The 23015-nt window shown below is 66.9% G+C and carries 21 protein-coding genes; 16 read left to right on the top strand and 5 right to left on the bottom strand.

Annotated elements, in window-relative coordinates:
* Positions 1-2: 2 nt before the first annotated feature.
* From RKE25_RS19605 to RKE25_RS19570, 8 genes are all read left to right on the top strand, one after another.
* The gene (locus RKE25_RS19605; protein ID WP_311839763.1) at positions 3-1241 is read left to right on the top strand and encodes a glycosyltransferase; all 1239 of its coding nucleotides are present in this window, start codon (positions 3-5) and stop codon (positions 1239-1241) included.
* Complete coding sequence (locus tag RKE25_RS19600) at positions 1238-2707, top strand: lipopolysaccharide biosynthesis protein (RefSeq protein WP_311839762.1); 1470 nt, start codon at positions 1238-1240, stop codon at positions 2705-2707. Before RKE25_RS19605 ends, RKE25_RS19600 begins: the two co-directional genes overlap by 4 nt.
* On the top strand, positions 2704-3966 hold the full coding sequence (locus RKE25_RS19595) for a glycosyltransferase (RefSeq protein ID WP_311839761.1): 1263 nt from the start codon (positions 2704-2706) through the stop codon (positions 3964-3966). The genes RKE25_RS19600 and RKE25_RS19595 overlap by 4 nt, the downstream gene beginning before the upstream one ends.
* Positions 3963-5276: a hypothetical protein gene (locus RKE25_RS19590; protein ID WP_311839760.1), complete on the top strand. Its 1314-nt coding sequence runs from the start codon at positions 3963-3965 to the stop codon at positions 5274-5276. The genes RKE25_RS19595 and RKE25_RS19590 overlap by 4 nt, the downstream gene beginning before the upstream one ends.
* Positions 5273-6358 (top strand): glycosyltransferase family 4 protein, encoded by a 1086-nt coding sequence (locus RKE25_RS19585; protein WP_311839759.1) that lies wholly within the window; start codon positions 5273-5275, stop codon positions 6356-6358. Before RKE25_RS19590 ends, RKE25_RS19585 begins: the two co-directional genes overlap by 4 nt.
* Positions 6358-8325, top strand: coding sequence for an asparagine synthase (glutamine-hydrolyzing) (gene asnB / locus RKE25_RS19580; protein WP_311839758.1), 1968 nt, complete (start codon positions 6358-6360; stop codon positions 8323-8325). The genes RKE25_RS19585 and asnB overlap by 1 nt, the downstream gene beginning before the upstream one ends.
* A gap of 84 nt (positions 8326-8409) precedes the next feature.
* Positions 8410-9564 carry a glycosyltransferase family 4 protein gene (locus RKE25_RS19575; RefSeq protein ID WP_311839757.1) on the top strand — a complete coding sequence of 385 codons (1155 nt, stop codon included), beginning with the start codon at positions 8410-8412 and terminating at the stop codon, positions 9562-9564.
* A 690-nt stretch (positions 9565-10254) separates the two neighbouring features.
* Positions 10255-11697, top strand: coding sequence for a right-handed parallel beta-helix repeat-containing protein (locus RKE25_RS19570; protein WP_311839756.1), 1443 nt, complete (start codon positions 10255-10257; stop codon positions 11695-11697).
* Positions 11698-11713: 16 nt separating this feature from the next.
* On the opposite strand, the gene RKE25_RS19565 is transcribed toward RKE25_RS19570, so the two are convergent.
* Positions 11714-12445: a YdcF family protein gene (locus RKE25_RS19565; RefSeq protein WP_311839755.1), complete on the bottom strand. Its 732-nt coding sequence runs from the start codon at positions 12443-12445 to the stop codon at positions 11714-11716.
* Between the two features lie 30 nt (positions 12446-12475).
* Positions 12476-13471, bottom strand: a complete 996-nt coding sequence (locus tag RKE25_RS19560) for an undecaprenyl/decaprenyl-phosphate alpha-N-acetylglucosaminyl 1-phosphate transferase (RefSeq protein ID WP_311839754.1) — start codon at positions 13469-13471, stop codon at positions 12476-12478.
* 400 nt (positions 13472-13871) lie between these two features.
* On the opposite strand from RKE25_RS19560, the gene RKE25_RS19555 reads away from it, so the two are divergent.
* The 6 genes from RKE25_RS19555 (at position 13872) to tpx (ending at position 19626) form a co-directional block, all read left to right on the top strand.
* Positions 13872-14186 carry a hypothetical protein gene (locus RKE25_RS19555; RefSeq protein WP_311839753.1) on the top strand — a complete coding sequence of 105 codons (315 nt, stop codon included), beginning with the start codon at positions 13872-13874 and terminating at the stop codon, positions 14184-14186.
* Between the two features lie 152 nt (positions 14187-14338).
* Positions 14339-15439 carry a polysaccharide biosynthesis/export family protein gene (locus RKE25_RS19550; RefSeq protein WP_311839752.1) on the top strand — a complete coding sequence of 367 codons (1101 nt, stop codon included), beginning with the start codon at positions 14339-14341 and terminating at the stop codon, positions 15437-15439.
* A gap of 11 nt (positions 15440-15450) precedes the next feature.
* Positions 15451-16128, top strand: coding sequence for a YjbF family lipoprotein (locus RKE25_RS19545; protein ID WP_311839751.1), 678 nt, complete (start codon positions 15451-15453; stop codon positions 16126-16128).
* Entirely contained in the window at positions 16125-16901 is a 777-nt protein-coding gene (locus tag RKE25_RS19540) for a capsule biosynthesis GfcC family protein (RefSeq protein WP_311839750.1), read from the top strand. The genes RKE25_RS19545 and RKE25_RS19540 overlap by 4 nt, the downstream gene beginning before the upstream one ends.
* Positions 16898-19066 (top strand): YjbH domain-containing protein, encoded by a 2169-nt coding sequence (locus RKE25_RS19535; RefSeq protein ID WP_311839749.1) that lies wholly within the window; start codon positions 16898-16900, stop codon positions 19064-19066. The genes RKE25_RS19540 and RKE25_RS19535 overlap by 4 nt, the downstream gene beginning before the upstream one ends.
* A 59-nt stretch (positions 19067-19125) precedes the next feature.
* Positions 19126-19626 carry a thiol peroxidase gene (gene tpx / locus RKE25_RS19530; protein ID WP_311839748.1) on the top strand — a complete coding sequence of 167 codons (501 nt, stop codon included), beginning with the start codon at positions 19126-19128 and terminating at the stop codon, positions 19624-19626.
* Between the two features lie 125 nt (positions 19627-19751).
* Here tpx and RKE25_RS19525 read toward each other — a convergent pair whose 3' ends face one another.
* Positions 19752-20159, bottom strand: coding sequence for a group III truncated hemoglobin (locus RKE25_RS19525; protein WP_311839747.1), 408 nt, complete (start codon positions 20157-20159; stop codon positions 19752-19754).
* A 104-nt stretch (positions 20160-20263) separates the two neighbouring features.
* Entirely contained in the window at positions 20264-21277 is a 1014-nt protein-coding gene (gene gap, locus RKE25_RS19520; protein ID WP_311839746.1) for a type I glyceraldehyde-3-phosphate dehydrogenase, read from the bottom strand.
* A 169-nt stretch (positions 21278-21446) separates the two neighbouring features.
* On the opposite strand from gap, the gene RKE25_RS19515 reads away from it, so the two are divergent.
* Positions 21447-21917 (top strand): OsmC family protein, encoded by a 471-nt coding sequence (locus tag RKE25_RS19515; RefSeq protein ID WP_311839745.1) that lies wholly within the window; start codon positions 21447-21449, stop codon positions 21915-21917.
* A gap of 81 nt (positions 21918-21998) precedes the next feature.
* Positions 21999-22808, top strand: a complete 810-nt coding sequence (locus tag RKE25_RS19510; protein ID WP_311839744.1) for a S1/P1 nuclease — start codon at positions 21999-22001, stop codon at positions 22806-22808.
* Here RKE25_RS19510 and RKE25_RS19505 read toward each other — a convergent pair.
* On the bottom strand, positions 22801-22971 hold the full coding sequence (locus RKE25_RS19505) for a hypothetical protein (protein ID WP_311839743.1): 171 nt from the start codon (positions 22969-22971) through the stop codon (positions 22801-22803). The two genes, RKE25_RS19510 and RKE25_RS19505, sit on opposite strands and share 8 nt — an antisense overlap.
* Between the last annotated feature and the right edge of the window lie 44 nt (positions 22972-23015).

Here is a 23015-nt window from a genome sequence, read left to right as displayed (position 1 = left end):
GCATGCGCACCCCTTCCGCCCGCGGCGACGTGCACGTCCTGGTCATACCGTCGTGGTATCCGGCCAGGCCGGGCGACATCAATGGCAGTTTCTTCCGCGAGCAGGCCCTGGCCCTGCACTGGCACGGCTGCAAGGTCGGCGTGATCTACCCGCAGCTGCGGTCGCTGCGCCAATGGCGCGGTCCCATCGGTGCGCGCGGCGTGAGCCGGGAGTTCGACCAGGGCATGCCGGTGCTGCGCTCGTATGGCGTGAATCCGTTCCCGCTCCTGCATAGCGCCGCCAGTCGCTGGTGGGTGCGTCACGGCCTGAAGCTGTACCGGCGCTACGAGGCGGAGTTCGGCCGGCCCGACGTGGTGCACGCCCATGCTGCGCTCTATGGCGGTGCGCTGGCGCGGCAGCTATGGCTGCGCGAAGGCCTGCCGTACGTGCTGACCGAGCACAGCTCGATGTACCCGCGCGGCCGGGTCAGTCCGGCGCAGGCGCGCATCGCCCGCGACGCGGCACGCGACGCGCGCCGCCGGTTCGCGGTGAGCGCGGCGTTCGCGCGCTTCCTGCAGGGCTATTTCGACGCGGCCGATGGCGCGTGGGAGGTCATGCCCAATATCGTCGATGCCTCCTTTGGCGAACGGTCGCTGGAGGAAGGCTCCGCGGACGGCTTCACCTTCCTTACGGTCGGTGGCCTGAACGAGAACAAGGGCATCGATCTGCTGCTGGCTGCCTTCGCGCGCGGGTTCGCCGACGATCGCGACGTGCGTCTGCGCGTCGGGGGGCACGGGCCCGAGCGTGCGCGGCTGGAGCGCCTGGCCGTGCAGCTCGGCATCGCCGACCGGGTGAGCTTCCTGGGTGCACTGACCCGCCAGCAGGTAGCGGAGGAACTGGCGCGAGCGCAAGCGCTGGTGCATCCGAGCAGGTACGAGACGTTCGGCGTCGCGATCGTCGAGGCCCTGGCCATGGGGCGGCCGGTAGTGGCGACGCGCTGCGGCGGGCCGGACGACATCGTCACCGCGCGCGACGGGTTGCTGGTGCCGGTGGATGACGAAGCCGCGCTGGCAGAAGCGCTGCGCGAATTGCGGCGGAACATCGTCGGCTACGACGCCGCGGAAATCCGCCGCGCCAGCCTGGCCCGCTTCGGCGAAGCCGCGGTGATCGCCCGTCTGCGCGATGCCTATGACGCGGCCGCCGGGCGCGCGCCCGTGGAAGAGGGCGGCGCCATGCCGCTTCGACGGGTGGCGGGGTCATGAATCGGAGCAAGCTCCTCGGTTTTGCGCTGGGGCCGCTGGGCTCGGCCGCGGTGGGGTTCGTCACCTTGCCGATGCTGGCGTGGTTCTTCAGTGCCGAGGACATCGGCCGCATCGCCATGCTGCAGGTGGCGACCAACTTTGCGGTGATCCTGTTCACCTTCGGGCTGGACCAGAGCTATGCGCGCGAATATCACGAGAGCGCCGACAAGCCGGCCCTGCTCAAGGCTGCCGTCCTGCCCGGACTGGTGGCGCTTGGAGCGATGGTCGCCGGGATGCTGGTCGCCAAGCCGGGCCTGCTGTCGGAGGCGTTGTTCGCAGCCGACGACGGCGTGCTGAGCGTAGTGGCGGCGGCATCCATCCTGGCCACGTTCGTGTCGCGCTTCCTGTCGGTGATCCTGCGCATGGAGGAGAAGGGTTTCGCCTTCTCGATGAGTCAGGTACTGCCGAAGCTGCTGTTCCTCGTGCTGGTGGCGGCGTATGCGCTGGCCGTGCCGCGCCGCACGTTCCTCATGCTGCTGGCCGCCTATACGGTGTCCATCGTCGCGGTGATGTTCGCGTATGCCTGGAACACGCGCCACGCCTGGGTGCCGGCGCTGTCGGCACGGCTGGAGCGCGCGCGTCTGCGCCAGCTGGTGGCGTTCGGTTTCCCCCTGATCTTCGGCGGCGTCGCCTCCTGGGCGCTGATGGCAATGGACCGGGTCTTCCTGCGCCAGATGTCGACGCTGACCGAGCTGGGCGTGTTCTCGGTGGCGGCGAGCATCGCGGCAGCGGCCGGCATCGTGTCCAGCATCTTCTCCACCGTGTGGGCGCCCACGGTCTATCGCTGGGCGGCCGAAGGCGACGCGCAGGCGAAGATCGACGCGGTCACCGATCATCTGCTCGCCGCGGTGGTGCTGATCTTCGTCGCCACGGGCCTGCTGTCCTGGGTGCTGGCGTGGTTGCTGCCTTCGACCTATGACCGCGTGCAATACCTGGTCGCCGCGGGGCTCACGCCCCCGCTGCTGTATGCGCTGTCGGAGTGCGCGGCGGTGGGTATCAGTCTCGCGCGCCGCAGCATGTATTCCATGCTCGCTTCCTTCCTCGCCGCTGCGCTCAACATCGCCGGCAATTACCTGTTGGTGCCGCGCTTCGGCGCCGGCGGCGCGGCCATCTCCACGGCGGTGTCCTTCCTGCTGTTCCTGGTGGTGCGCACCGAGTTCTCCTGCCGCGTCTGGCGGCCGGTGCCCCGCTTGCGGCTCTATGTGGCGACCACGGCCGTTACCGCGACGTCAGTGGCGTTCGTGCTGTTCGGCGAGGGCCATCGGGCGCTCTTTCTTATGATCTGGGGCGGGCTGGGTCTCATGGCGCTGGTCTGGTTCCGTTCCTCGATCGCGCTGGCGGCACAGGCTGGCGCGAAGGCGATGCAAGGCATGCGGCTGCGGATGGCGGGATGGCCGCCGGGGCTGCGCCGGAATGGAGTGCAATGAGCAAGGTCAACCTCTTCCTGTTCGCGGCCCACCATGCGACCGGCAATGTCGCGGCGCAACGCTTCAAGGGCCTCGTGAAATACCTGGATGCGGACCGCTACCGGGTACATGTGTTCGCGCGCGAACAGGGCGCGGGCACCATCGTGCCGAGCTCGCCCGCCGTAGAGGTCATTCCGTTGCCGGGCCATTGCGTGGGGAGCGAATCGTCGCTTGCCTCGTCCCTGTTGAGCATGGCGTCGGCGTTCGTCCGCTCGCTGCCGTTCACCGTGGCGGGAAGCGGCGCAGCCGCCGGCGGCCCGTGGCTGGTCAATGCGCTGGCCGAGGCCGACCGCCGTTGCCGCGATCGCTTGGCCGCGGGCGAACGCTGTGTGGCGATCGGCACCTACTCGCCGATCGACGCGCTGATCGCCGCGGCCAGCCTCGCCTCGCGACACGGCCTGCCGTGCATCCAGGATTTCCGAGATGGCCTGGTGTTCGAACCATTGGGCCGGCCCGGCGTCGCGGCCGATGCGGCGCGCCGGCTCATCGAGTCGCGCGTGATCGGCGCGGCCACCATGGTCACATCGGTCAGCCCGGCGCTGGTCGAGGATTTCGCGCGGCGCTATCCCGGCCGGCGCGTCGGCCTGTTGCCGAACGGTTTCGATCCGGACGACTTCGCCGCGCCGTCGGAAACGGACGCGCGCGAAGCGGAAGAACTCCTGGCCAGGGAGATCCCGCCGGGCGTGCAGCTGATCGGCCACTTCGGACGCGTGGGCGCCAGCGATGCGTCGGCTTCGCAGAGCCTCGAACGCTTCGTATCGCTGATGAATGCGATCGAAGACAGCCGCACAAAGCGTCACGTGCTGTTCGTCGGCGAGTTGACCGAACGTGAGCGGCATTCGCTGGAACGCGCCCGCTTCGGCGTCGCCTGCGTCAAGCCGGTACGGCGAGGATTGGCGCTGCAGCTGATGAAGCGCTGCGACCGGCTGCTCCTGCTCACCGGCAACCGCGTGTGCTGCGCCACCGGCAAGGTGTTCGAGTACCTCGCCTCGGGCGTGCCGGTGGTGTGCGTCTCCGGCGTCGAGAATGCTGCCTCGTCGATCCTGGCGGAGACCGGCGCCGGACAAACTCTGGTAACGCAGGGCGGTGGCGAAAGCGCTGAAGCCCTGCGGCGGATGCTCGCCGCGCCGCCGGTGGACAGGCGCAACATCGGTGCCTATAGCAAGGTGGCGCAGGCGGGCGTATTGGATCGCTGGATCGCCGACATGGTGGCCATATGAACCCGTCCGCTTCGACTCCGTCTCCCTTGCCGGCGATGCCCGGCCCGCTACCGTTCAGCGAGCGGCGCATCACGCTTCGGCATTTCTTCCTGCTGTCGGCGATCGGGCTGCTGCTGCTGGCGGTGGTCGTACCCAATTCGCTACCGGTGCCGACCGCGGCGATGCTCGGCCTGACCGCGCTGCTGGCGCTGCCCGGTTTCCGCATGGGCCTGGGCTTCAAGAAGCTGCTGGCGCTCTACGTGTGCACGGCGATGGTCACGGTGATCTACACCGCCGTGGGCTACCTGAGCGATGCGCCACCGGTGGCCGCGGCGCAGATGATGGTGATCTACATCCTTTCGCCGCTGCTGTGGATGATCGTCGCCGCGGGCCTGATGCGCGCGCCGGGACCGGAGCGCCTGGTGGACTGGTTCAGCCTGCTGGCCGTGCTGGCCTGTGCCAGCGTCGGCCTGTACTTCTATTTGTACTTTCACTACGGCGCGGCGGCCGTGTCGTTCTTCTTCAAGGGCGAGGCCAACATCAACCTGCAGGGCGGCTATGCCGGCGCCATCATGCACGTGTATGGCTCGCTGATCTTCCTGGCAGGCGGGTTCTTCAGCTCGCCGGAGCTGATCCGCAGCCGCCTGCTGCGTCTGTTCGTGCTGGCGGCGCTGTTCGTGTGTGCGGTGACTTCCGGCCGTTCCGCACTGATCCTGTCGATTCCGGTGGGCTGGGTGCTGGGCCGCCTGCTGGCGCCGCGCACGTTGGGGTTCCAGCGCAGCCTGCGCACGCCGCTGACGCGCCTGGTCAAGGTGGGCCTGCCGATGGTGGTTGGCATCGTCGCGGTGGCGTTCCTGTTGGAGACCTACACCAGCATTCGTCTCTCGGTGATCTACGACAACTTCGTCGACAAGATCAGCTCCGGCGGCGGCAGTTCTCGCGTGGGCATGGCAGGGTCGCTTTACCAGGGCATCCTCGACAACGGCGGTATCGGCGCAGGGCACGGCAAGGGCGTGAGCTTCGTCAGCAGTGCGGAATATCCCTGGCGCTACGAGCTGGTATGGCTGGCGACCATCTATCGCGTGGGCTTGCTCGGCGCGCTGGTTTATGCGCTGCCGTTCCTGGTCTACATCATGCGCATTCTTCGCCTGGCCGGCGCGCGGAAGTTGCCGCCGCACCACAAGTTCCTGTTCAGCGCCTTCATGGCCGCGTTCATCGCCTCCAATACCAATCCCTACATCGAAGCGTTCGCGTTCCAATGGATGTACACCATCCCGCTGGTGGCGCTGTTCGTGGAGTACCCGTCCGCGCTGGAGCGAACACCCGCATGAAGCGTCTGAAGGTGACCCTGTTCTCCCGCTACTCCAGGCTCGGGCCCAGCACGCGGCTGCGCAGCCTGCAGTATCTGGGCGAGCTGGAGCGTCGTGGCATCGACGTGGAAGTGCAGGAGCTGTTTCCCGATTCGTATCTGGAAGACCTCTACGGCGGTCGCCCGCAGGCGGCCAAGTACACCGCCTGGCGCTACTACGGCCAACGCATCGCCGAATTGATGCGCCGCCGCGAGCACGACCTGGCCTGGGTCGAGGGCGAGCTGTTTCCCTATCTGCCGTACGGCCTGGAGGCGATGCTCTCGCGCCACGCGCGTCCGTACGTGGTGGACTACGACGATGCGCTGTTCCACAAGTACGACCTCTCGCCAAGCCCGGTCATCCGCCGCGTGCTCGGGCGGAAGATCGACCGCGTGATGGCGCGCTCGGCCTGTGTGATCGCCGGCAACCCCTACCTGGCCGCGCGTGCGGAGCGGGCAAAGGCCGGCCGCGTGGAAATCATCCCCACGGTCGTCGATGAACAGCGCTATCCCCCGGTGTCGCACGAGAACCGCGCACAGCCCGTGATCGGCTGGATCGGTTCGCCGGCCACCGAACACTACGCGCTCGACATCCGCGATGTACTGCTGGAAGCCTGCGCCGGCGGCGCGGCGCGCCTGGTGCTGGTGGGTGCGCGCCCCGAGGTGGCAGCACGCTTCGAAGGCGTGGCGGTGGACGTGCTGCCATGGTCCGAGGCGACCGAGGCCGCGCTCATCGCCGACATGGACATCGGCATCATGCCGTTGCGCGACGGTCCGTGGGAACGCGGCAAGTGCGGCTACAAGATCATCCAGTACATGGCCTGCGGCCTCCCGGTAGTGGCCTCGCCGGTGGGCGTGAACGCGGACATCGTGCGCCATGGCGAGAACGGTTTCCTCGCGGCGGACGACGACGACTGGCGCCGCGCGCTGCGGCAGCTGATCGACAGCCCGGAGCTGCGCGCCCGGCAGGGCCAGGCCGGCCGCCGCCGGGTGGAAGATCACTACAGTCTCGCGTCGCAGGCTCCACGCCTGGCGGATGTGCTGCGCACCGCGGAGGCCGGCTGATGTGCGGCATTGCTGGACTTTGGATTCCCGGCGGCGCATCGCGCGAGCGCCTTGAGCGCCAGGCGCTGGCGATGACGGCGCGGCTGCTGCACCGCGGCCCCGATGACGGCGGGGTGTGGAGCGACGAGGCCGCCGGCATGGCGCTGGCGCAGCGGCGCCTGGCGATCCTCGACCTGTCGCCCGCCGGCCATCAGCCCATGCACTCGGTCTGCGGGCGTTACGTTGCCGTCTTCAACGGCGAGATCTACAACCATCTCGACTTGCGCGCCCGCCTGGCCGCCGAGGGCAGGGCACCGGCCTGGCGCGGCCATTCGGACACCGAGACCATGATGGCTTGCATCGGCGCGTGGGGCTTGGAGCGCAGCCTGCAGGCTTGCATCGGCATGTTCGCCATCGCGCTGTGGGACCGCGCGGAGCGCAGCCTCGCTCTCGCGCGCGACCGACTGGGCGAGAAGCCGCTGTACTACGGCTGGCAGAACGGCGTGCTGCTGTTCGGTTCGGAACTGAAGGCGCTCAAGGCGTACGACGGCTTCGAGGCCCAGGTGGATCGCGACGCGTTGACGCTGCTGCTGCGACACAACTGCGTGCCGGCGCCCTACAGCATCTACCGCGGCATCGCCAAGCTGCGGCCCGGGCATGTGTTGCGGCTTCATGCGGAGGGTCCGCGCGATGTCGAATCGCAGCCTTACTGGCAGTACAACGACGTCGTTGCCGCGGGCATGGCCGAGCCGTTCTTCGGCAGCGAGAAAGAAGCCATCGATGCGCTCGAGGCTCAGCTGGCCGAGAGCGTCGGCGCGCAGATGATCTCCGATGTGCCGCTCGGTGCGTTCCTCAGCGGCGGCGTCGACAGCAGCACCATCGTCGCGCTGATGCAGAAGCAGAGCGGGCGGCCCGTGAAGACTTTCACCATCGGTTTCGGCGAGGACGGCTACGACGAAGCGGCCCACGCCAAGGCTGTCGCCGCACACCTGGGCACCGAGCACACCGAACTCTACGTACGGCCCGAGGACGCGCTGGCCGTGATCCCGAAGCTGCCGGCGATGTACTGCGAGCCCTTCGCCGACAGCTCGCAGATCCCGACGTATCTGGTCAGCCAGCTGGCGCGGCGCCACGTCACGGTGGCGCTCAGCGGTGACGCGGGTGACGAACTGTTCGGCGGCTACAACCGTTACCTCGCCGCGCGGCGGGTGTGGGAACGCATGCAACGCTTGCCGTCGTTCGTGCGCCACGCCGCCGCCGGCGCTCTCCGTTCCGTGCCGCCGGCGACCTGGGACCGCTGGTACGAGCGCGCGCGCGTGTTGCTGCCCAAGCGCCTGCAGGTCTCCACGCCCGGCGACAAGGCACAGAAGCTCGCGGACGTGCTGACGCTCACCAGCGGACAGCAGTTCTTCCACCGGCTGACCAGCCAGTGGAGCGATCCGGAAGCCTTGGTGCAGAGCGCGGTGGAGCCGCCGACCCTGCTGACCGATCCGCAGGCCTGGCCGCACACCGACAGCTTCGAGCACTGGATGATGGCCATGGATGCGCAGGCCTATATGGCCGATGACATCCTGGTGAAGGTCGATCGAGCGGCGATGGCCAATAGCCTGGAAACGCGCGTGCCGCTGCTCGATCCGCGCGTGGTGGCGCTGGCGTGGCGCATGCCACTGCACCTGAAGATCCGCGACGGCCAGGGCAAATGGCTGTTGCGCCAAGTGCTCTATCGCCATGTGCCGCAATCACTGATCGAGCGGCCGAAGCAGGGCTTCGGCGTGCCGCTGGACAGCTGGCTGCGGGGCCCGCTGCGCGATTGGGCGGAGAGCCTGCTGGACGAAAGCCGCCTGCGTCGCGAGGGTTATCTGCGCCATGCGCCGATCCGGCGCGTGTGGGCCGAGCATCTGAGCGGCAAGCGCAACTGGCAGCACCAGCTGTGGAACGTCCTGATGTTCCAGGCCTGGCTGGGCGCCGAACAGGGGGAAACGGCATGAATGCGCTCCGCGCGGGCCGGCGCTTGCGCCGCCTGTGGCGGAGTCGCGCGAGCGATCCCCACTCCCCCTGCGACGCCACCTCCCATGAAGATCGTCCTGTTCGCCAACACCGACTGGTATCTCTACAACTTCCGGCGCTCGCTGGCACTGGCACTGCATAGGGCAGGCCACGAGCTGCTGCTGCTCTCGCCGCCGGGACCTTACGGCGAGAAGCTGCAGGCGCTCGGCCTGCGCTGGGAGGCGTTGCCGATGGAGCGTCGCAGCCTCAATCCGCTGCGCGAACTGTCGCTGCTGCGCCATCTGGTGAGCGTGCTGCGGCGTGAGCGGCCGGCGCTGGTGCACGGCTTCACTATCAAGTGCGCCGTCTACGGTTCGCTCGCCGCGCGCCTGGCCGGTGTGCCGGCGCGGGTCAATGCGGTGGCGGGCATGGGCTACGTATTCACCAGCACCGATGCGAAGGCCCGGGCGTTGCGCCCGGTCGTGCGCGGATTGTTGCGGCTGGCGCTGGACGGCGAGGGCGCGCGCTTGATCCTGCAGAACAGCGACGACGTCGCGCTGTTCGAGCGCGCGGGCCTAGTGGATCCGGCCCGTATCCGGCTGGTGCGTGGATCGGGTGTGGATTGCTCGCGCTTCGTCAAGCGCAACGGGGAGCGTTCCGGTGGCCCCTTGCGCGTACTGGTAGCGGCGCGCCTGCTGTGGGACAAGGGTCTTGAAGAATACGTCGCCGCCGCGCGCGAATTGCTCGCGGAAGGACGCCGCATCGAGTTCCTGCTGGCGGGCACGCCGGATCCGGGGAATCCCGCAGCAGTGCCGGAAGAGACCGTGCGCGGCTGGGTCAACGAGGGCGTGGTGAATTGGCTAGGCCACGTCGAGGACATGGCGGCATTGCTCGGCGCGGTGGATGTCGTCGCGCTACCGAGCTACCGCGAGGGCCTGCCCAAGACGCTGATCGAGGCAGCGGCCTGCGCGCAACCACTCATCACCACCGACGTACCCGGATGCCGCGAAGTGGTGACGGACGGCGTGGATGGCCTGCTGGTACCGGTGCGCGATGCGAAGGCATTGGCCCAGGCGATCCGCCGGCTGGACGACGATCCGGCACTCGCGCAATGGCTTGGCGAAGCCGCCTGGGCGAAGGCGCATGCGGAGTTCGACGAGCGCATCGTCATTCGCCGGACGATCGACGTGTATCGCGAACTATGTGGGCCGGTAGCGGTGCCGGTGAAGCAGGTTGCTTAGGTTGGGTTACTTGTGGTGAAGGAGAGGCTGTCGCGAGCCCCCGCCCCTCATCCCGCCTTCTCTCCCACGGGGACTACCTTCGGGTCGCCCGGCGGGGAGAAGGAGAAGTGCAGTACCGAGGCAAGCAACCAACGACCCAACAAGAGCGAGCGAAGCGACGCTCCGTAGCGCTCTTGATCTGCCGGGTTCCCTTCGCGGCGGTGAGGGCTGGACGATCAGGCCGCCGCAGGCGGGCGGGGACAGGACGTCCCCGCCTTTTCGATCAGGGCAGGGATGCCCGATCGAAAAGCCCGGCCAGCCCTCAACGCACCCGCAGCAGCGTAGGCTGCGGAGGGCGCCGCGCAGGGGGCCCTTCTTCTTGGTTACTTCTTCTTGGGCAAGCAAGAAGAAGTAACTCGCTCTCCGGCAGGAGAGCGAAACCCTCGCCCCGCACGGGGCGAGACACGACTGGCGATGAGGCGACGACCGAGCGATGTCGCCATTGGATGACCCGCTACGCTCGCCCCTTCGGTGCACGCCAAACCAAAGCAACCACAACCCCCAAAGTTCCTGCGCATCCACGAGCGAGCCACCGCAAGGAATAGGTTCATGCGCGAGTAAACCACCACGCACACATACCCCTAGACTGGGCACACCAGGGGACCAGCACACCACAAGCGCGCCACCCGCCGCGCGCACCGAGGAACGGCCATGGCCGACACGCAGGCGAACGTACTGGATTTCCTCCCCAAGGAAGAACACGCCGCCATCAAAGCCGGGCGCAGCCACTTCGATTGCACTGCCGCCTTCCAGAAGGCCATCGATGGTTCGCGCCGCGTGTACGTGCCTGCCGGCCTCTACCCAGTCAAGCAGATCAACCTGCGCTCAGGCGTGGAGATGTACGGCGAAGGGGCAGCCAGTGAGCTGCGCGCGTTCGACGACTCGCTGGCCTCGGAATTCATGCTGGCCACCTACCTCAAGGATGGCGGTACGCCGCGGGTGGCCGACAACATGCGCGACATCCACCTGCACGATCTGAAGCTCAACGGGCGGGTGGAGGAATTCGGTTACGCGCAGTACTACTACCTGCTGGCGGTGGACGCCACGTCCGATCTCACCGTAGAGCGGGTGACCTTCCATGGCTTTCGCGGCGATGGCATGTACGTCGGCTCAGGCACGCTGCGCAACGTCGAACGGCACAACGAGCGTGTCACCGTGCGCGATTGCGTGTTCGACGGGGCGGTGAAGGACAATCGCAACGGGCTTTCCATCATCGATTGCGATGGGCTGCTGGTAGAGAACTGCATCTTCCGCAACATCGGCAACGCCAAGCTGTCGCGCTCGGTGGGCGGTATCGATTTCGAGCCGGACCACGACTTCAGCGTGTACCGCAACGTGACGATCCGAGGTTGCAGTTTCATCGACATCGACACGGTGAACACGGCAGGCATCACGTTCTTCAACGGTCACCAGAAGGGCGACAATATCCGCGACTGGCAGGTGCTCGATTGCCAGTTTCGCAACTGCTACTGGGGCATCGACAGCTCCACGCGTCCCAAGACGTCGGCGGATATGCCAGACAATCTCACCGTGCGCCGTTGCCACTTCCTCAACTCGGTACGGACGGACCTGGCGATCAAGGGGCTCAGCGGCGCGCGTGTGATCGGCTGCATCTTCGAGCGTTCGCCGCCGGGCATGGGCGCGGGCGGCGATGCGATCCGGCTCGGCGACATGGCTGGGGCGCGCAGCCGCAACGCCGTCAACGCCGTGATCACCGGGAACACTTTCATCGGCATCCGCCCCCAGATGGGGGTGATCGGCGTGTTGGGCGTGAGCGGACTGGTCGTCGCCGGCAATACGTTCAGCGATATCTATGGAACCTGCATCAATTTCTCCGAGGACGAATCCGCGGACAGCGCGCGCCACATCGATTCGGTGGTGATTTCAGGCAACACGGTGCGGCGCTCGCGGGCCGTCGCGGGCGGGCGGCCCGTGCCGATGGCATTCCTCAGCACGGGCAAGCAGTTCCGCCTCAGCAAGGGCGACGTGCGGCTGGACGCGCGCTCTTTCGAGTACGACAACCGGGTCGATCAGGGCGTACCGCGCGTGGCGAACGGTGCCGCGGTGGAATTCGCGGGACGCCCCGGCGGATGAGTCGGCATCGCTTGGGTCAGGCCCAGCCGCGCCAGCGGTAGACCCACAGGCCGATGTACTCGTGCAGAGCGTGCGAGGCGTCCCAGAGCATGGCGCGGCGCGGTTGCCATGGGTCGATCCGTGTGGAAGCTGGCGGCAGGGCGGGGGCCGGAATCACGCGCAGCCCTTGCTTCTCGAAGCTGGCCGCCGCGCGCGGCATGTGCGCGGGCGAGGTCACCAGCAAGATCGTGCGGCGGCCTTCGCCGCGGAGCAGCGCCGCGGTGTTCCGTGCATTCTCGTAAGTCGTGCGGCTGGCGGTCTCCAGGCGCAGCGCCGTAGCCGGCACGCCCTGGCGCTCCAGGATCGCCGCCATGGGCTGGGCGTCGCCTTGGCCTGAAAGAAAGACCTTGGGCGCGCGGCCGGCTTGGAAGAGCAGGTAGCCGAAGCCGACGCGTGTCCGGGCATCGGTTTCGCTGTCGGGATCGGCCGGCGTCTCCACCGACAGCTTTTCGCCGCCGAGCACGACGATCGCATCGGCGACCGGATACGTGGCGGGCGGCCGCGCGTCGTACTGACCTTCGAGCCAGCGCTGCAACCCCTGCGTAAAGGCCGGCGTCGCGCACAGCAACAGCCACAGCGGCGCGATCGCCGCGATGGCGAAGCCGAGGCGATAGCGGCGCAGCAGGAGCAAGGGAATGGCGATGCCGGCGAGCAGCCATGCCTGCGTGATGGGATGGCTGATGCTGAGGTTGACGAGGTAGTTCCACATGGCCTCGGAGCGCCCGTCGGGCGCTCCCGTTCATTGCCCGCGCTGCTGAACCGCCTGGCTGGCCGCGATGGTCGAGCGGCGCGTCGTGGCTGCGATGTACGCCACCAACAGGAAGCCGAACAGTGCAAGGCTTGCCAGCTGGCCGTAGGCGTGGACCAGGTGGCCGATGAAAGCCAGCAGCACGGATGCGGTCACCAGCACCGCCAGCGTCATGCGCGGGCTCAGCCCCATACGCAGCAGGATGTGATGGATGTGGCCGCGATCAGGCTTGAAGGGGGACTGATGGTTGCGCATGCGTCGGCACATCACCGCCAGCGTGTCGAGCGCCGGCACGGCCACGCACCAGAGCACGTCCGTCGGTTGCAGGTCGGAGTTGGGGCTCTGGCTCAGATCGATCAGCGCCCAGCCCAGCAGATAGCCGAGTGCCGTGCTGCCGGCGTCGCCCATGAAGATCTTCTTGCCGAAGAAGCCGAGGTTGGCGGCCAGGTACGGGATCATCGATGCGCCAAGCAAAGCGATCAGAACTGTGACGCCTGGCGTGACGCCACCGTGATGGAAAACGAAGATCGATCCCACGCCGACCATGCCCATGCTGCCGGCCAAGCCATCGATGCCGTCCATCATGTTGAACGCGTTCAGCAGTCCGATCACCGCGATCAGGGTCAGCGGAATGCCGAGCGGCCCCAGCTGAAGCTGAACGCCGTTGAGCGTACCCAGCGAACGGATATAGACGTCTGTACTGCCAATCATCAGGAGCACGGCGCCGGTCTGTACGAGCAGACGCGCGCGTACGCTCAGCTCATGGCGGTCATCCAGCGAGCCCATGATGGTCAGGCCGGCTGCAGTGGTCAGCAGCATGCGGCTGAACTGGGTGGCGTCGCCGTACCACCATGCGCCGACGAAGACGCCGCAGAACATCGCCAGACCGCCCACCAGCGGCACGCTGCCCAGGTGCTGCTTGCGGTCGTTGGGCCGGTCGAGCAGCCCCAGCGGCTCCGCCAGGCGGCGTAGAACGACAATCGCCACGGCCGATGTGAATAAAGCCGCGGCGCAGGCAAGCATCGTTCTTATGTCATGCATTTCGTGGCTTCCTCGGGGCAATCCTGGGGGACGGTTCGCATCGAATGACCAGCGTGCGTCGTCCATTGTCGCTCGCTTCTGAGAAGCGGTGATGACAACAACCTGATCCTGTGATGCACAACGTGAAACGTTGCACGGCATCACGCTCCCGCGACAAAGATGAGACATGTGTGTTGAACACTCTCGCGGAGAACGGCAACTCTAAGCGATGTCGGTGAACGTCTTGTGGAATTCTCCTAAGTCGGGTTGGTGTTGGTTCAGTCATGCGCACTCGATCGACGCTACATTCGACTAGCTCCAACTGTCCCTCCCTCCTCCCTCACGCGACGAACCGAAGAGGATGCACATGAAACTTTTCGCCGTTTCCATCGCTACGACGTGGCTGATCGCCGGCGCGGCGTTTGCGCAGAACACGCCAAACGCATCGCAACAGCCCACGACTGTGAACCAGCTCATAGAACAGCAGCAGGCCAAGCCTGCGACACCGGCACAGATGATCTCGCCGTCGCGTGCCAAGGCAGCTGCCCACGGCAGCATGAAGGCTGCACATGCGGGTCCTGGCGCTGCTGCGGCAGCGGCCGTTGCCGGCACCGGCGGCACCGGTACGGGCGGTACCGGCACCGGCGGCACGGGCACGACAGGTACCACCGGTACGCATTGATCCGGTTTTAACGACGCGTTCGCACAACGAGCGCGTCGTCGGTCCGCCGTTCGTGATGAACACGCGGGCCGGGCACGTCACACGTCATCGGTAGGGGGCCGAGGATCCAGTCGCCACATGGCGGCGTTCGCGATAATCGAAGGGCTCGACGGATGAACAAGCGACGGGCGTTGTTGTTGGCATGTGCCGCCCTGACCCTGCACGGCTGTTTCTGGGCGCCGGGACAGCACATGAGCGCGATGGATTTTTCGCGACAAGGTTCGATCGATGCCGCTCGCTACGAGCTGGTGCCGATCACTCCCAAACTGCTGGCGATGGACAAGGTGTCCAATCCCTTGCCCAGCCTTCCGGACGAATTGCGCGATTACAAGCCCGAGCCGTACCGCGTCGGCATCGGCGATTCGCTCTACATCACCGTCTGGGACCATCCCGAACTGACTTCGCCGGCCGGCTCGCAACAACAGCCGAGCGCGAACGGTCGCGTGGTGCGCGCCGACGGCACGCTGTTCTATCCGTATGTCGGCGTGGTGAAGGCCGCGGGCAAGACGGTGGAGGATCTGCGCCAGGAGATCTCCCGGCGCCTTGCCGCCTACGTGAAAGACCCGCAGGTCGACATGAGCGTCATCAGCTACGGCGCGCAGCGCATCACCATGCGCGGTGCCTTCGTGAAGACGGATCCCCTGCCGGTTACCGTCACGCCGCTCAGCCTCGCACAGGCGATAGGCTCGGCGCAGATCAACACAGACCAGGCCGATCTCTCTGGCATGGTGCTCTCGCGCGACGGGCGCGACTACCACCTCGATCTCGATGCGCTTACACGCAATCACCAGTTGGGCGACGTCTGGCTCAAGCCGGGCGACCAGATCTTCCTTCCCTATGCGGATCGCAAGGAGGTCTACGTGGTGGGCGAGGTACTGCGTCCCGCGGCCATTCCCTTCAAGACCAGCGACATGAGCTTGTCGCAGGCGCTGGGGAAAGTCGGTGGCCTCAACGAGACGACCTCGAAGGGCAATGCGGTGTACGTGATCCGTGGTGTGGAGGACATGGAGAAGTCGCCGGCCACGATCTATCAGCTGGACGCCAAGTCACCCGCGGCGTTCGCCATGGCGTCGCAGTTTTCGGTGCGCCCCGGCGACGTGGTGTTCGTCGGGCCTGCTGGCGTGACTCGCTGGAACCGCTTCCTCTCGCAGTTGCTCCCCTTGTCGGGGATTGTCAGCAACGCGGCTTCGGCTAAGAACGACCTGACCAATTGATGCCTACGCGCATGACGACGTTTCCGTGGCGAGCTTCGCTCCGCCTCGCGGCCCTGGCGGCTGCGAGTTGCGCGGTGACCGCGTGCACCGACGTCTCGTTCGGTAGCGCGGACACTATCCGGCAAGCCATTCGCGGCGGCACCGAGGTACACCCCACCGCGGCCTCCGTCGCCGCGGAGCCCTACTACCAGATGCAGGTCAATGCGCCCGGCGGCCAGGCGATCCTGCTGCTCGCCGCCACGCAGGGCGACGTGCAGGGTTGGTATGGCCCCGACGGCCAGGCGCTGTTTCTGCGGCATGGCGTGATCGTCCGCACCGTCGGGCTCGACGCCAATCTCGACCATGCGACGCTCGACGCGAGCGATCCGTTCATTTCTGGCCTGCAGCACGTGCAAGGACCGGTGGAATACCGCCGCGTGCTGGACTGGTCGCCCGGCTACCGCTATGGCGTCGCCGCGAAAGCGCGCCTCGAACCGAAGGGCGCGGAGGACGTCGAGATTCTCGGGCAGGCACATCGGCTGCTGCGCTACGACGAGCGCGTGAGCGCAGAAGGTGCAGGCTTCGATGTGGTGAACCGCTATTGGGTCGATCCCGCCGACGGCTTCATCTGGAAGAGCCGCCAGCACGCGGCGCCGGGACAGACGCTGGAACTGATTCAGTTGCGTCCGTACCGGGAGACGCGAACGTGAAATCCGCCTGCCTGCTTGGATGGCTGGTCTGCCTCTGCTGGCCGGTCCACGTGATGGCGGCGGTTTCCGTCACGGTTTCCGGAGACGTCGAGCGGCCGGGCATGCAGACCTTGGGCGGTAACGTACGGCTCGCCGACGTCGCGGCGGCTGCACAGGTGAGGCCGGACGCCTACATGCTCGGCGCGAGCTGGACGCAGCGCTCGCGCGTGATGGAGCAGCGGCGATTGCAGGCCGGGCTTCTTTATGAGCTGGGCGCGGTCGCGGACCAGGCGCACCGTGGTGGCGACGCTTCGTTCAGCGCACTGAGCGCTTCGCTGCGCGATTGGTTGCAGGCCATGCCGGTGACCGGCCGCCGCGTGGCTCGAACGCTCGACCCGGGCGCGATGGCCGCCAGCAGCGCGGACAATCTCCCGGTCGACGACGGCGATACGCTGAGCTATCCGCGGCGTCCGTCGACCGTGCGCGTGGTGGGCGCGGTGAATGCGCCGTGCGAGCTGCCTCATGTCGCGCTGCAGGACGCACGGCGTTATGTCGAGGCTTGTCCCACGCGCTTCGCCGATCGCGATTCGCTGTTCGTGATCCAGCCGGACGGCCAGGTGTTCGAGCTGGGTATCGCTCTATGGAATGCCAGTCCGCCGATGGCGCTGGCGCCGGGTGCGATCGTCTACGTGCCGCTCGACAAGCGCCGCACCGCCGGCGCGGCCGATGCCGTGTTCAATCGCGAGATGGCGGACTTCATCGCCACCCAGCCCATGGGTGGAGTGCCGCCATGAGCCCGCATCGCGCCCGCTCCTACGGTCGCATCGCCCTGCCGGCGGGCTTGCTGCTGACCCAGTGCATCGTGTGCGCGCTGCACGCACAGGAGGCGCCCGGCTACTCGCGCAACGACTTCGGCGAAGTCGGCCTGATGCAGACGCCGACCGCACGCATGGCGGACGAAGGCGAGCTGGCGTTCACGGCCTCGCGCACCTATCCGTACACGCATTACAACCTTTCGTTGCAGCCGTTGCCCTGGATCGAGGGCACGTTCCGCTATAGCGCGGTGAGCAACCGCCTGTACGGACCGGTCGGACTCAGTGGGCACCAGAGCTACAAGGACAAGTCGATCGACCTGAAGGTGCGCTTGTGGGACGAGACCCGCTGGCGGCCTGCCGTGGCGGTGGGTGGGCGCGACATCGGCGGTACCGGCTTGTTCGGCAGCGAGTACGTGGTGGCGAGCAAGCGCTTCGGCCCGGTGGACCTCACCGCCGGGTTGGCCTGGGGCAACATGGGCGCGCGCGGCGACATCAAGAGCCCGCTCGGCTGGGCGTGGAGCGGCTTCGACCACCGCGCCGGCAACACTAACCAGCAGGGCGGCGAGTTCAATACGCTGCGCTACTTCCGCGGGCCGGCGGCCTTCATCGGCGGCATCGAGTACCAGACGCCGCTGGACAAGCTGCGGCTGAAGGTAGAGCTGGACGGCAACAACTACAAGCACGAAGGCTTGGGCAATCGCTTCAAGCAGCGCTCGCCGATCAACGTCGCGGCCCTGTACCGCGTGAACGACAACGTCGACTTCTCGCTTGGCTTCGAGCGCGGCGACAAGATCATGGCGACCTTGACGCTGCATTCCAATCTTTCGCGCCATGCGGAACCGCGCAAGACGGCGGACCCGCCGCCGGAGCCGGTACGCGGCCTGGCCATCACGCCGGATCCGCCGGAAGGCGCGGCGGCGCTCGTGCGCAAGCCGCCGGAGCAGGTGGATTGGGAGGCGCTGAGCAAGGCGCTGGAAGCCAATGCGGGCATCGACGTCAGCAGCATCGGGCGCCGCGGTTCCGAGCTGGTGGTGCACGGCGAGCCGCGTACCTACTTCTATCCGAGCCGCACGCTGGGGCGCACCGCGCGCATCCTGGATAACCGCGTCGACGAGAGCATCGACTGGTTTACGGTGGGCGACGAAAGCTACGGCATGCCGGTGGCCGAGCAGAGCATCCACCGCCCGCGCTTCATCGACGCGCTGGACCATCGCATCGACATGCAGGAACTGCGCCGCAGCGCCGAGCAGAATCCGCCGGGGCAGCAGCAGGAAGAGGTGCTCTTCACCAAGCCGCCCAAGCGCTTCGACGGCGGCGTATCGCTCGGCTACCAGCAGAGCCTGGGCGGACCGAACGCGTTCGTGCTCTACCAGTTCTCGCTCAACGGCAACGCGACCTACCGCTTCAACCGCAACCTGTGGTGGGACGGCACGCTGAGCGTCAACCTGCTCAACAACTACGACAAGTTCACCTATACCGCGCCCAGCCTGCTGCCGCGCGTGCGCACCAACATCCGCCAGTACCTGACCACTTCCGACGTGACCATGCCCAACTTCCAGCTCACCGGCACCAAGGTGCTGGCGCCGGACGTGTTCGGCATGGCTTATGGCGGCATGCTGGAATCGATGTACGCCGGCGTCGGCGGCGAGGTGCTGTATCGCCCCTACGGCGAGCGCTGGGCGTTCGGTGTGGACGTGAACTGGGTGCGCCAGCGTGGATTCCGCCAGGACTTCGCGCTGCGCGGCTACAAGACGGTGGTGGGCAACGCCACGCTGTACCTCAATACCGGCTTCCATGACGTGACGCTGGCGGCCAGCGTGGGCCGTTATCTGGCGAAGGACTACGGTGTCACGCTGGACCTGTCGCGCGAGTTCGCCAACGGCGTGCGCATGGGCGCCTATGCCACGCTGACCAACAAGTCCGGCTCGCAGACGGGTGAAGGCAGTTTCGACAAGGGCATCTATTTCTCCATTCCTTTCGACCTGCTGCTGCCGCGCTCCAGCCGCGCCCGGGCCAACTTCATGTGGCAGCCGCTGCTGCGCGACGGCGGCGCACGGCTCAACCGGCGCTACAGCCTCTACGACATGACCAGCGATCGCGACAGCGACCTGTTCGAGAAGAACCTGGAGAAGTCGCTGGACTGAGCGGCGAAGGCCGCGGCGTGGTTTACTTGGCGGCCTTCATTCCATCCAAGGAGAAACGCATGTCCACGGTCACGCTCAAAGGCAATCCCGTCCAGGTCGACGGCCACTTCCCGAAGCCGGGCGACAAGGCACCGGCCTTCTCGCTGGTCGGCAAGGACCTGTCCGACAAGACGCTGGCGTCCTTCGGCGGCAAGCGCAAGGTGCTCAACATCTTCCCCAGCATCGATACGCCGACCTGCGCGACCTCAGTGCGGCGCTTCAACGAGAAGGCCGCTTCGCTGCAGGACGCCGTAGTGCTGTGCATCTCTGCGGACCTTCCGTTCGCGCAGGCGCGCTTCTGCGGCGCCGAAGGTCTCGACAACGTCGTGACGCTGTCGACGCTGCGCGGCCATGAGTTTCTGCGTGACTACGGCGTGGCCATCACCTCCGGCCCGCTGGCCGGGCTGGCGGCCCGTGCGGTGGTGGTGCTGGACCAGGACGACAAGGTAGTCCATGCCGAAATGGTCGGCGAGATCGCCAACGAGCCGGATTACGACGCCGCGCTGAAAGCGCTCGGCTGAAACCATTCCAGCTCCCTCTCTCCTCCGGGTGATCCGAAGGTAGTTCCCGTGGGAGAGGGGTTGGGGTGAGGGGTCCTACGAGGCGCAACATCTCCGTCAACGTTCGCTTCTTCCCGCGCGAGATCTCAGCGCCCTACGACCGGAATGCCCAGCGGATGGGAGCCGGGCCGCGCCGATAAACCCAAGCCCATGCGCAGGCTGCGGCCGATGCGTTCGGCGTATTCGATCATGCGAGCGGCGGGCACTTCCTCGAACAGCTCCTCCACGGTCTCTCGCCACAGCACCAGCCAACGGTCGAAATGCTCGCCGCGGATCGGGTGTGCGCGGTGCGCGGACATCGGCGAGCCGCGATAGCGCTGCGTGCCCAGCGCCACCGAAGACCAGAACGACACCAGCGTGCGCTTGTGCCCGTCCCAGTCATGCACGGCGACGTCGAAGACCGGGCCCAGCGCGGGATCGGCGCGGACCTTGTCGTAGAAGCGATCGACCAGGATGGCCAGGCTGCGTTCGTCGATAGAGGCGGAGCGTTCCATGGCCGCCATGATAGGCGCCGCATCCGGTCTGGCCGTGCGGCAAGTCGACGCAAAGAAAAAGCCGGGCAAGGCCCGGCTCTTTCGGTCCAGCAGCTGGCTGCCGCTTACTTGGCGGCCATCAGTGCCTTGGTGATGTCGAGCATGCGATTGGAGAAACCCCACTCGTTGTCGTACCAGCTCAGCACCTTCACCAGGGTACCGCCCATCACGCGGGTCTGGGTGGCGTCGTAAGTGGAGGAAGCCGGGTTGTGGTTGAAGTCCACCGACACCAGCGGCTTGGTGTTCACCGCGAGGATGCCCTTGAGCTTGCCGTTGGCGGCTTCGTTGATGATCGCGTCGATCTCTTCGTGGCTGGTCTCGCGCTTGGCGACGAAGGTGAGGTCGACCACCGACACGTTGATGGTCGGCACGCGCATGGCGAAGCCGTCCAGCTTGCCGTTCAGCTCCGGCAGCACCAGGCCCACCGCGGCGGCGGCGCCGGTCTTGGTCGGGATCTGGCTCATGGTGGCCGAGCGGGCGCGGCGCAGGTCCTTGTGATAGACGTCGGTCAGCACCTGGTCGTTGGTGTAGGCATGGATGGTGGTCATCAGGCCGTGCACGATGCCGATCTTCTCGTGCAGCACCTTGGCCAGCGGCGCCAGGCAGTTGGTGGTGCAGGAAGCGTTGGAGATGACCTGGTGCGCGGCGGTGAGCTTGTCCTCGTTCACGCCGAACACGAAGGTGCCGTCCACGTCCTTTTCGCCCGGGGCGGAAATGATCACCTTCTTCGCGCCCGCCGTGATGTGCGCGCCGGCCTTGGCCTTGGAGGTGAACAGGCCGGTGCACTCCAGCACCACGTCGATGCCCAGGTCGCCCCAGGGCAGCTTGGACGGGTCGCGCTCGGCGCAGACCTTGATGCGGTCGCCATTGACGATCAGGTCGCCGCCGTCCACCGACACGGTGCCCGGAAATTTGCCGTGGGCGGTGTCGTACTGGGTCAGGTGGGCATTGGTCTCGGCGTCGCCGAGGTCATTGATCGCAACGATCTGGAACTCGTTGGTGCGACCGGACTCGTACAGCGCGCGCAGAACATTGCGGCCGATGCGACCGTAACCGTTGATGGCGACCTTGATGGCCATGAGACAGCGTCCTCCGGAAGTGATGACGGGCGGCGGCGGCCGGGAGGCCGCCAAAGAGCGCTTATGGTAGCTGGAATGGGAGGCCATCTCATCCGGCACGGTTCATTCCGCGTGCATGTGGGGTAGGCTCGCCGGCTTCACCGCCAGTCCGTACCGCAGGGGCCACGCCATGAGCGACGAGCAGCAGACCATCGAGATCAGCCTGGAACAGGTGTCCGGCTACGAATTCCGCGTTCGCTTCGACGAGACTGCCATTCCCGACCTGCTGACGGACGAAAACCCGCCGCTGGGCAAGGGCGTCGGCCCCAACCCTTCGCGCATGCTGGCGACGGCCGTGGCGAACTGCCTGTCGGCCAGCCTGCTGTTCGCGCTGCGCAAGTACAAGAACGAACCCGAGCGGCTGGCCGCCAAGGCGCGGGCCACGCTGGCGCGCAACGAACAGGGGCGCTGGCGCGTGGCGCGCATCGCGGTCGATCTCGACCTGGGCCAGGCCGAGGCGGACCTTTCGCACCTGGACCGCGCGCTGGCGCAGTTCGAAGACTTCTGCACGGTCACGCAGAGCGTGCGGCAGGGCATCGCCGTGGACGTGAGCGTGCGCGACGCCACCGGCACCCTGCTGCACAAGGCGGCGGCCGGCTGATTTACTTCGCACGTTGCGCCACGCCGACGTTGACGCGGCGTGGCTCGCTTTTTCCATTTCCCTCTCATCGCTGGAAACCCCATGCTCGCTTCCCGTCGCCTTCTCGCCGGCCTGCTTGCCGCGCTCGCCGTCACGCCCGCCGTCCATGCCTGGGGAAGGCAGGGCCACGCCATCGTGGCCGAACTGGCGCAGCGGCGACTGAGCCCCGCCGCCGAGGCGGAGGTCGAGCGTCTGCTCGCTCCCGAACACACGCGGTCGCTGGCCGATATCGCCAGCTGGGCCGACGAACTGCGGGACGATGCTTCGCGCGAGGCGCTGGCCAAGGCCACGTCCAAGCTGCACTACATCAATTTCCGCTCGGATGATTGCGCTTATGTGCCGCCCCGCGATTGCCCGGGCGACCAATGCGTGGTCGGCGGACTCGATCGCTACGTCGCCGTGCTGGCTGATCGGAGCCAGCCGGATGCGCTGCGCCTGGAGGCGCTGAAATTCGTGGTGCACTTCGTGGGCGACGTGCATCAGCCGCTGCACGCCGGCTATCGCGACGACAAGGGCGGCAACGCCTACCAGGTGCAGTTCCAGGGCAAGGGCACCAACCTGCACAGCGTGTGGGATTCCGGCCTGCTCGGCACCCACGGCAAGGATTGGCGCGCGTATGCGGCCGAATTGGAGTCCCGCGCTCCGGTATCGCTGCCCCAGCCGATCCCGCCGCTGGACAACCCTTACGCGCAGTGGGCCGAGCAGTCGTGCGCCGCCACCCGTGACATCTATCCGGACGGCCACAAGATCGACGACGCCTACGTGGCCGCCGAACTGCCTGTCGCCGAGAGCCAGTTGCGGATCGCCGGTACGCGTCTGGCGGAGGTGCTCAACCGGGCGCTGGCTAAGTGATGCGACGCTGTTTTGTTGCATTGCAGAACAAAAATGCCGGATCGATCTTTGGGTTTTGAAGGGCAGGAAAGCACTCGGTGGCCTCATCGAACGGAGCCAGCGAACGAGCCTTCGCGGTGGCGCGCTGCCGACGCTGCGCCATCGCCGTCTGCTTGTATGACATGCATACCAGTGATGCCGGTCGAGGCCAATGACGTTCTCGAAAAG

This window comes from Dyella sp. BiH032 (assembly GCF_031954525.1).
In the GTDB taxonomy this organism is placed as follows: Bacteria; Pseudomonadota; Gammaproteobacteria; order Xanthomonadales; family Rhodanobacteraceae; genus Dyella_D.
The sequence above is the reverse complement of the archived record's forward strand: the minus strand, read 5'-3'. Positions and strand labels throughout refer to the sequence as shown.

Excerpts from the sequence above, each read along its gene's own strand:
- RKE25_RS19505 (WP_311839743.1), bottom strand. The coding sequence starts at position 22,971 with ATGTCATACAAGCAGACGGCGATGGCGCAGCGTCGGCAGCGCGCCACC.
- RKE25_RS19550 (WP_311839752.1), top strand. The coding sequence starts at position 14,339 with ATGAACAAGCGACGGGCGTTGTTGTTGGCATGTGCCGCCCTGACCCTG.
- RKE25_RS19585 (WP_311839759.1), top strand. The coding sequence starts at position 5,273 with ATGAAGCGTCTGAAGGTGACCCTGTTCTCCCGCTACTCCAGGCTCGGG.
- tpx (WP_311839748.1), top strand. The coding sequence starts at position 19,126 with ATGTCCACGGTCACGCTCAAAGGCAATCCCGTCCAGGTCGACGGCCAC.
- RKE25_RS19595 (WP_311839761.1), top strand. The coding sequence starts at position 2,704 with ATGAGCAAGGTCAACCTCTTCCTGTTCGCGGCCCACCATGCGACCGGC.
- asnB (WP_311839758.1), top strand. The coding sequence starts at position 6,358 with ATGTGCGGCATTGCTGGACTTTGGATTCCCGGCGGCGCATCGCGCGAG.
- gap (WP_311839746.1), bottom strand. The coding sequence starts at position 21,277 with ATGGCCATCAAGGTCGCCATCAACGGTTACGGTCGCATCGGCCGCAAT.
- RKE25_RS19525 (WP_311839747.1), bottom strand. The coding sequence starts at position 20,159 with ATGGAACGCTCCGCCTCTATCGACGAACGCAGCCTGGCCATCCTGGTC.
- RKE25_RS19575 (WP_311839757.1), top strand. The coding sequence starts at position 8,410 with ATGAAGATCGTCCTGTTCGCCAACACCGACTGGTATCTCTACAACTTC.
- RKE25_RS19600 (WP_311839762.1), top strand. The coding sequence starts at position 1,238 with ATGAATCGGAGCAAGCTCCTCGGTTTTGCGCTGGGGCCGCTGGGCTCG.
- RKE25_RS19510 (WP_311839744.1), top strand. The coding sequence starts at position 21,999 with ATGCTCGCTTCCCGTCGCCTTCTCGCCGGCCTGCTTGCCGCGCTCGCC.
- RKE25_RS19545 (WP_311839751.1), top strand. The coding sequence starts at position 15,451 with ATGACGACGTTTCCGTGGCGAGCTTCGCTCCGCCTCGCGGCCCTGGCG.
- RKE25_RS19535 (WP_311839749.1), top strand. The coding sequence starts at position 16,898 with ATGAGCCCGCATCGCGCCCGCTCCTACGGTCGCATCGCCCTGCCGGCG.
- RKE25_RS19565 (WP_311839755.1), bottom strand. The coding sequence starts at position 12,445 with ATGTGGAACTACCTCGTCAACCTCAGCATCAGCCATCCCATCACGCAG.
- RKE25_RS19590 (WP_311839760.1), top strand. The coding sequence starts at position 3,963 with ATGAACCCGTCCGCTTCGACTCCGTCTCCCTTGCCGGCGATGCCCGGC.
- RKE25_RS19515 (WP_311839745.1), top strand. The coding sequence starts at position 21,447 with ATGAGCGACGAGCAGCAGACCATCGAGATCAGCCTGGAACAGGTGTCC.
- RKE25_RS19605 (WP_311839763.1), top strand. The coding sequence starts at position 3 with ATGCGCACCCCTTCCGCCCGCGGCGACGTGCACGTCCTGGTCATACCG.
- RKE25_RS19555 (WP_311839753.1), top strand. The coding sequence starts at position 13,872 with ATGAAACTTTTCGCCGTTTCCATCGCTACGACGTGGCTGATCGCCGGC.
- RKE25_RS19570 (WP_311839756.1), top strand. The coding sequence starts at position 10,255 with ATGGCCGACACGCAGGCGAACGTACTGGATTTCCTCCCCAAGGAAGAA.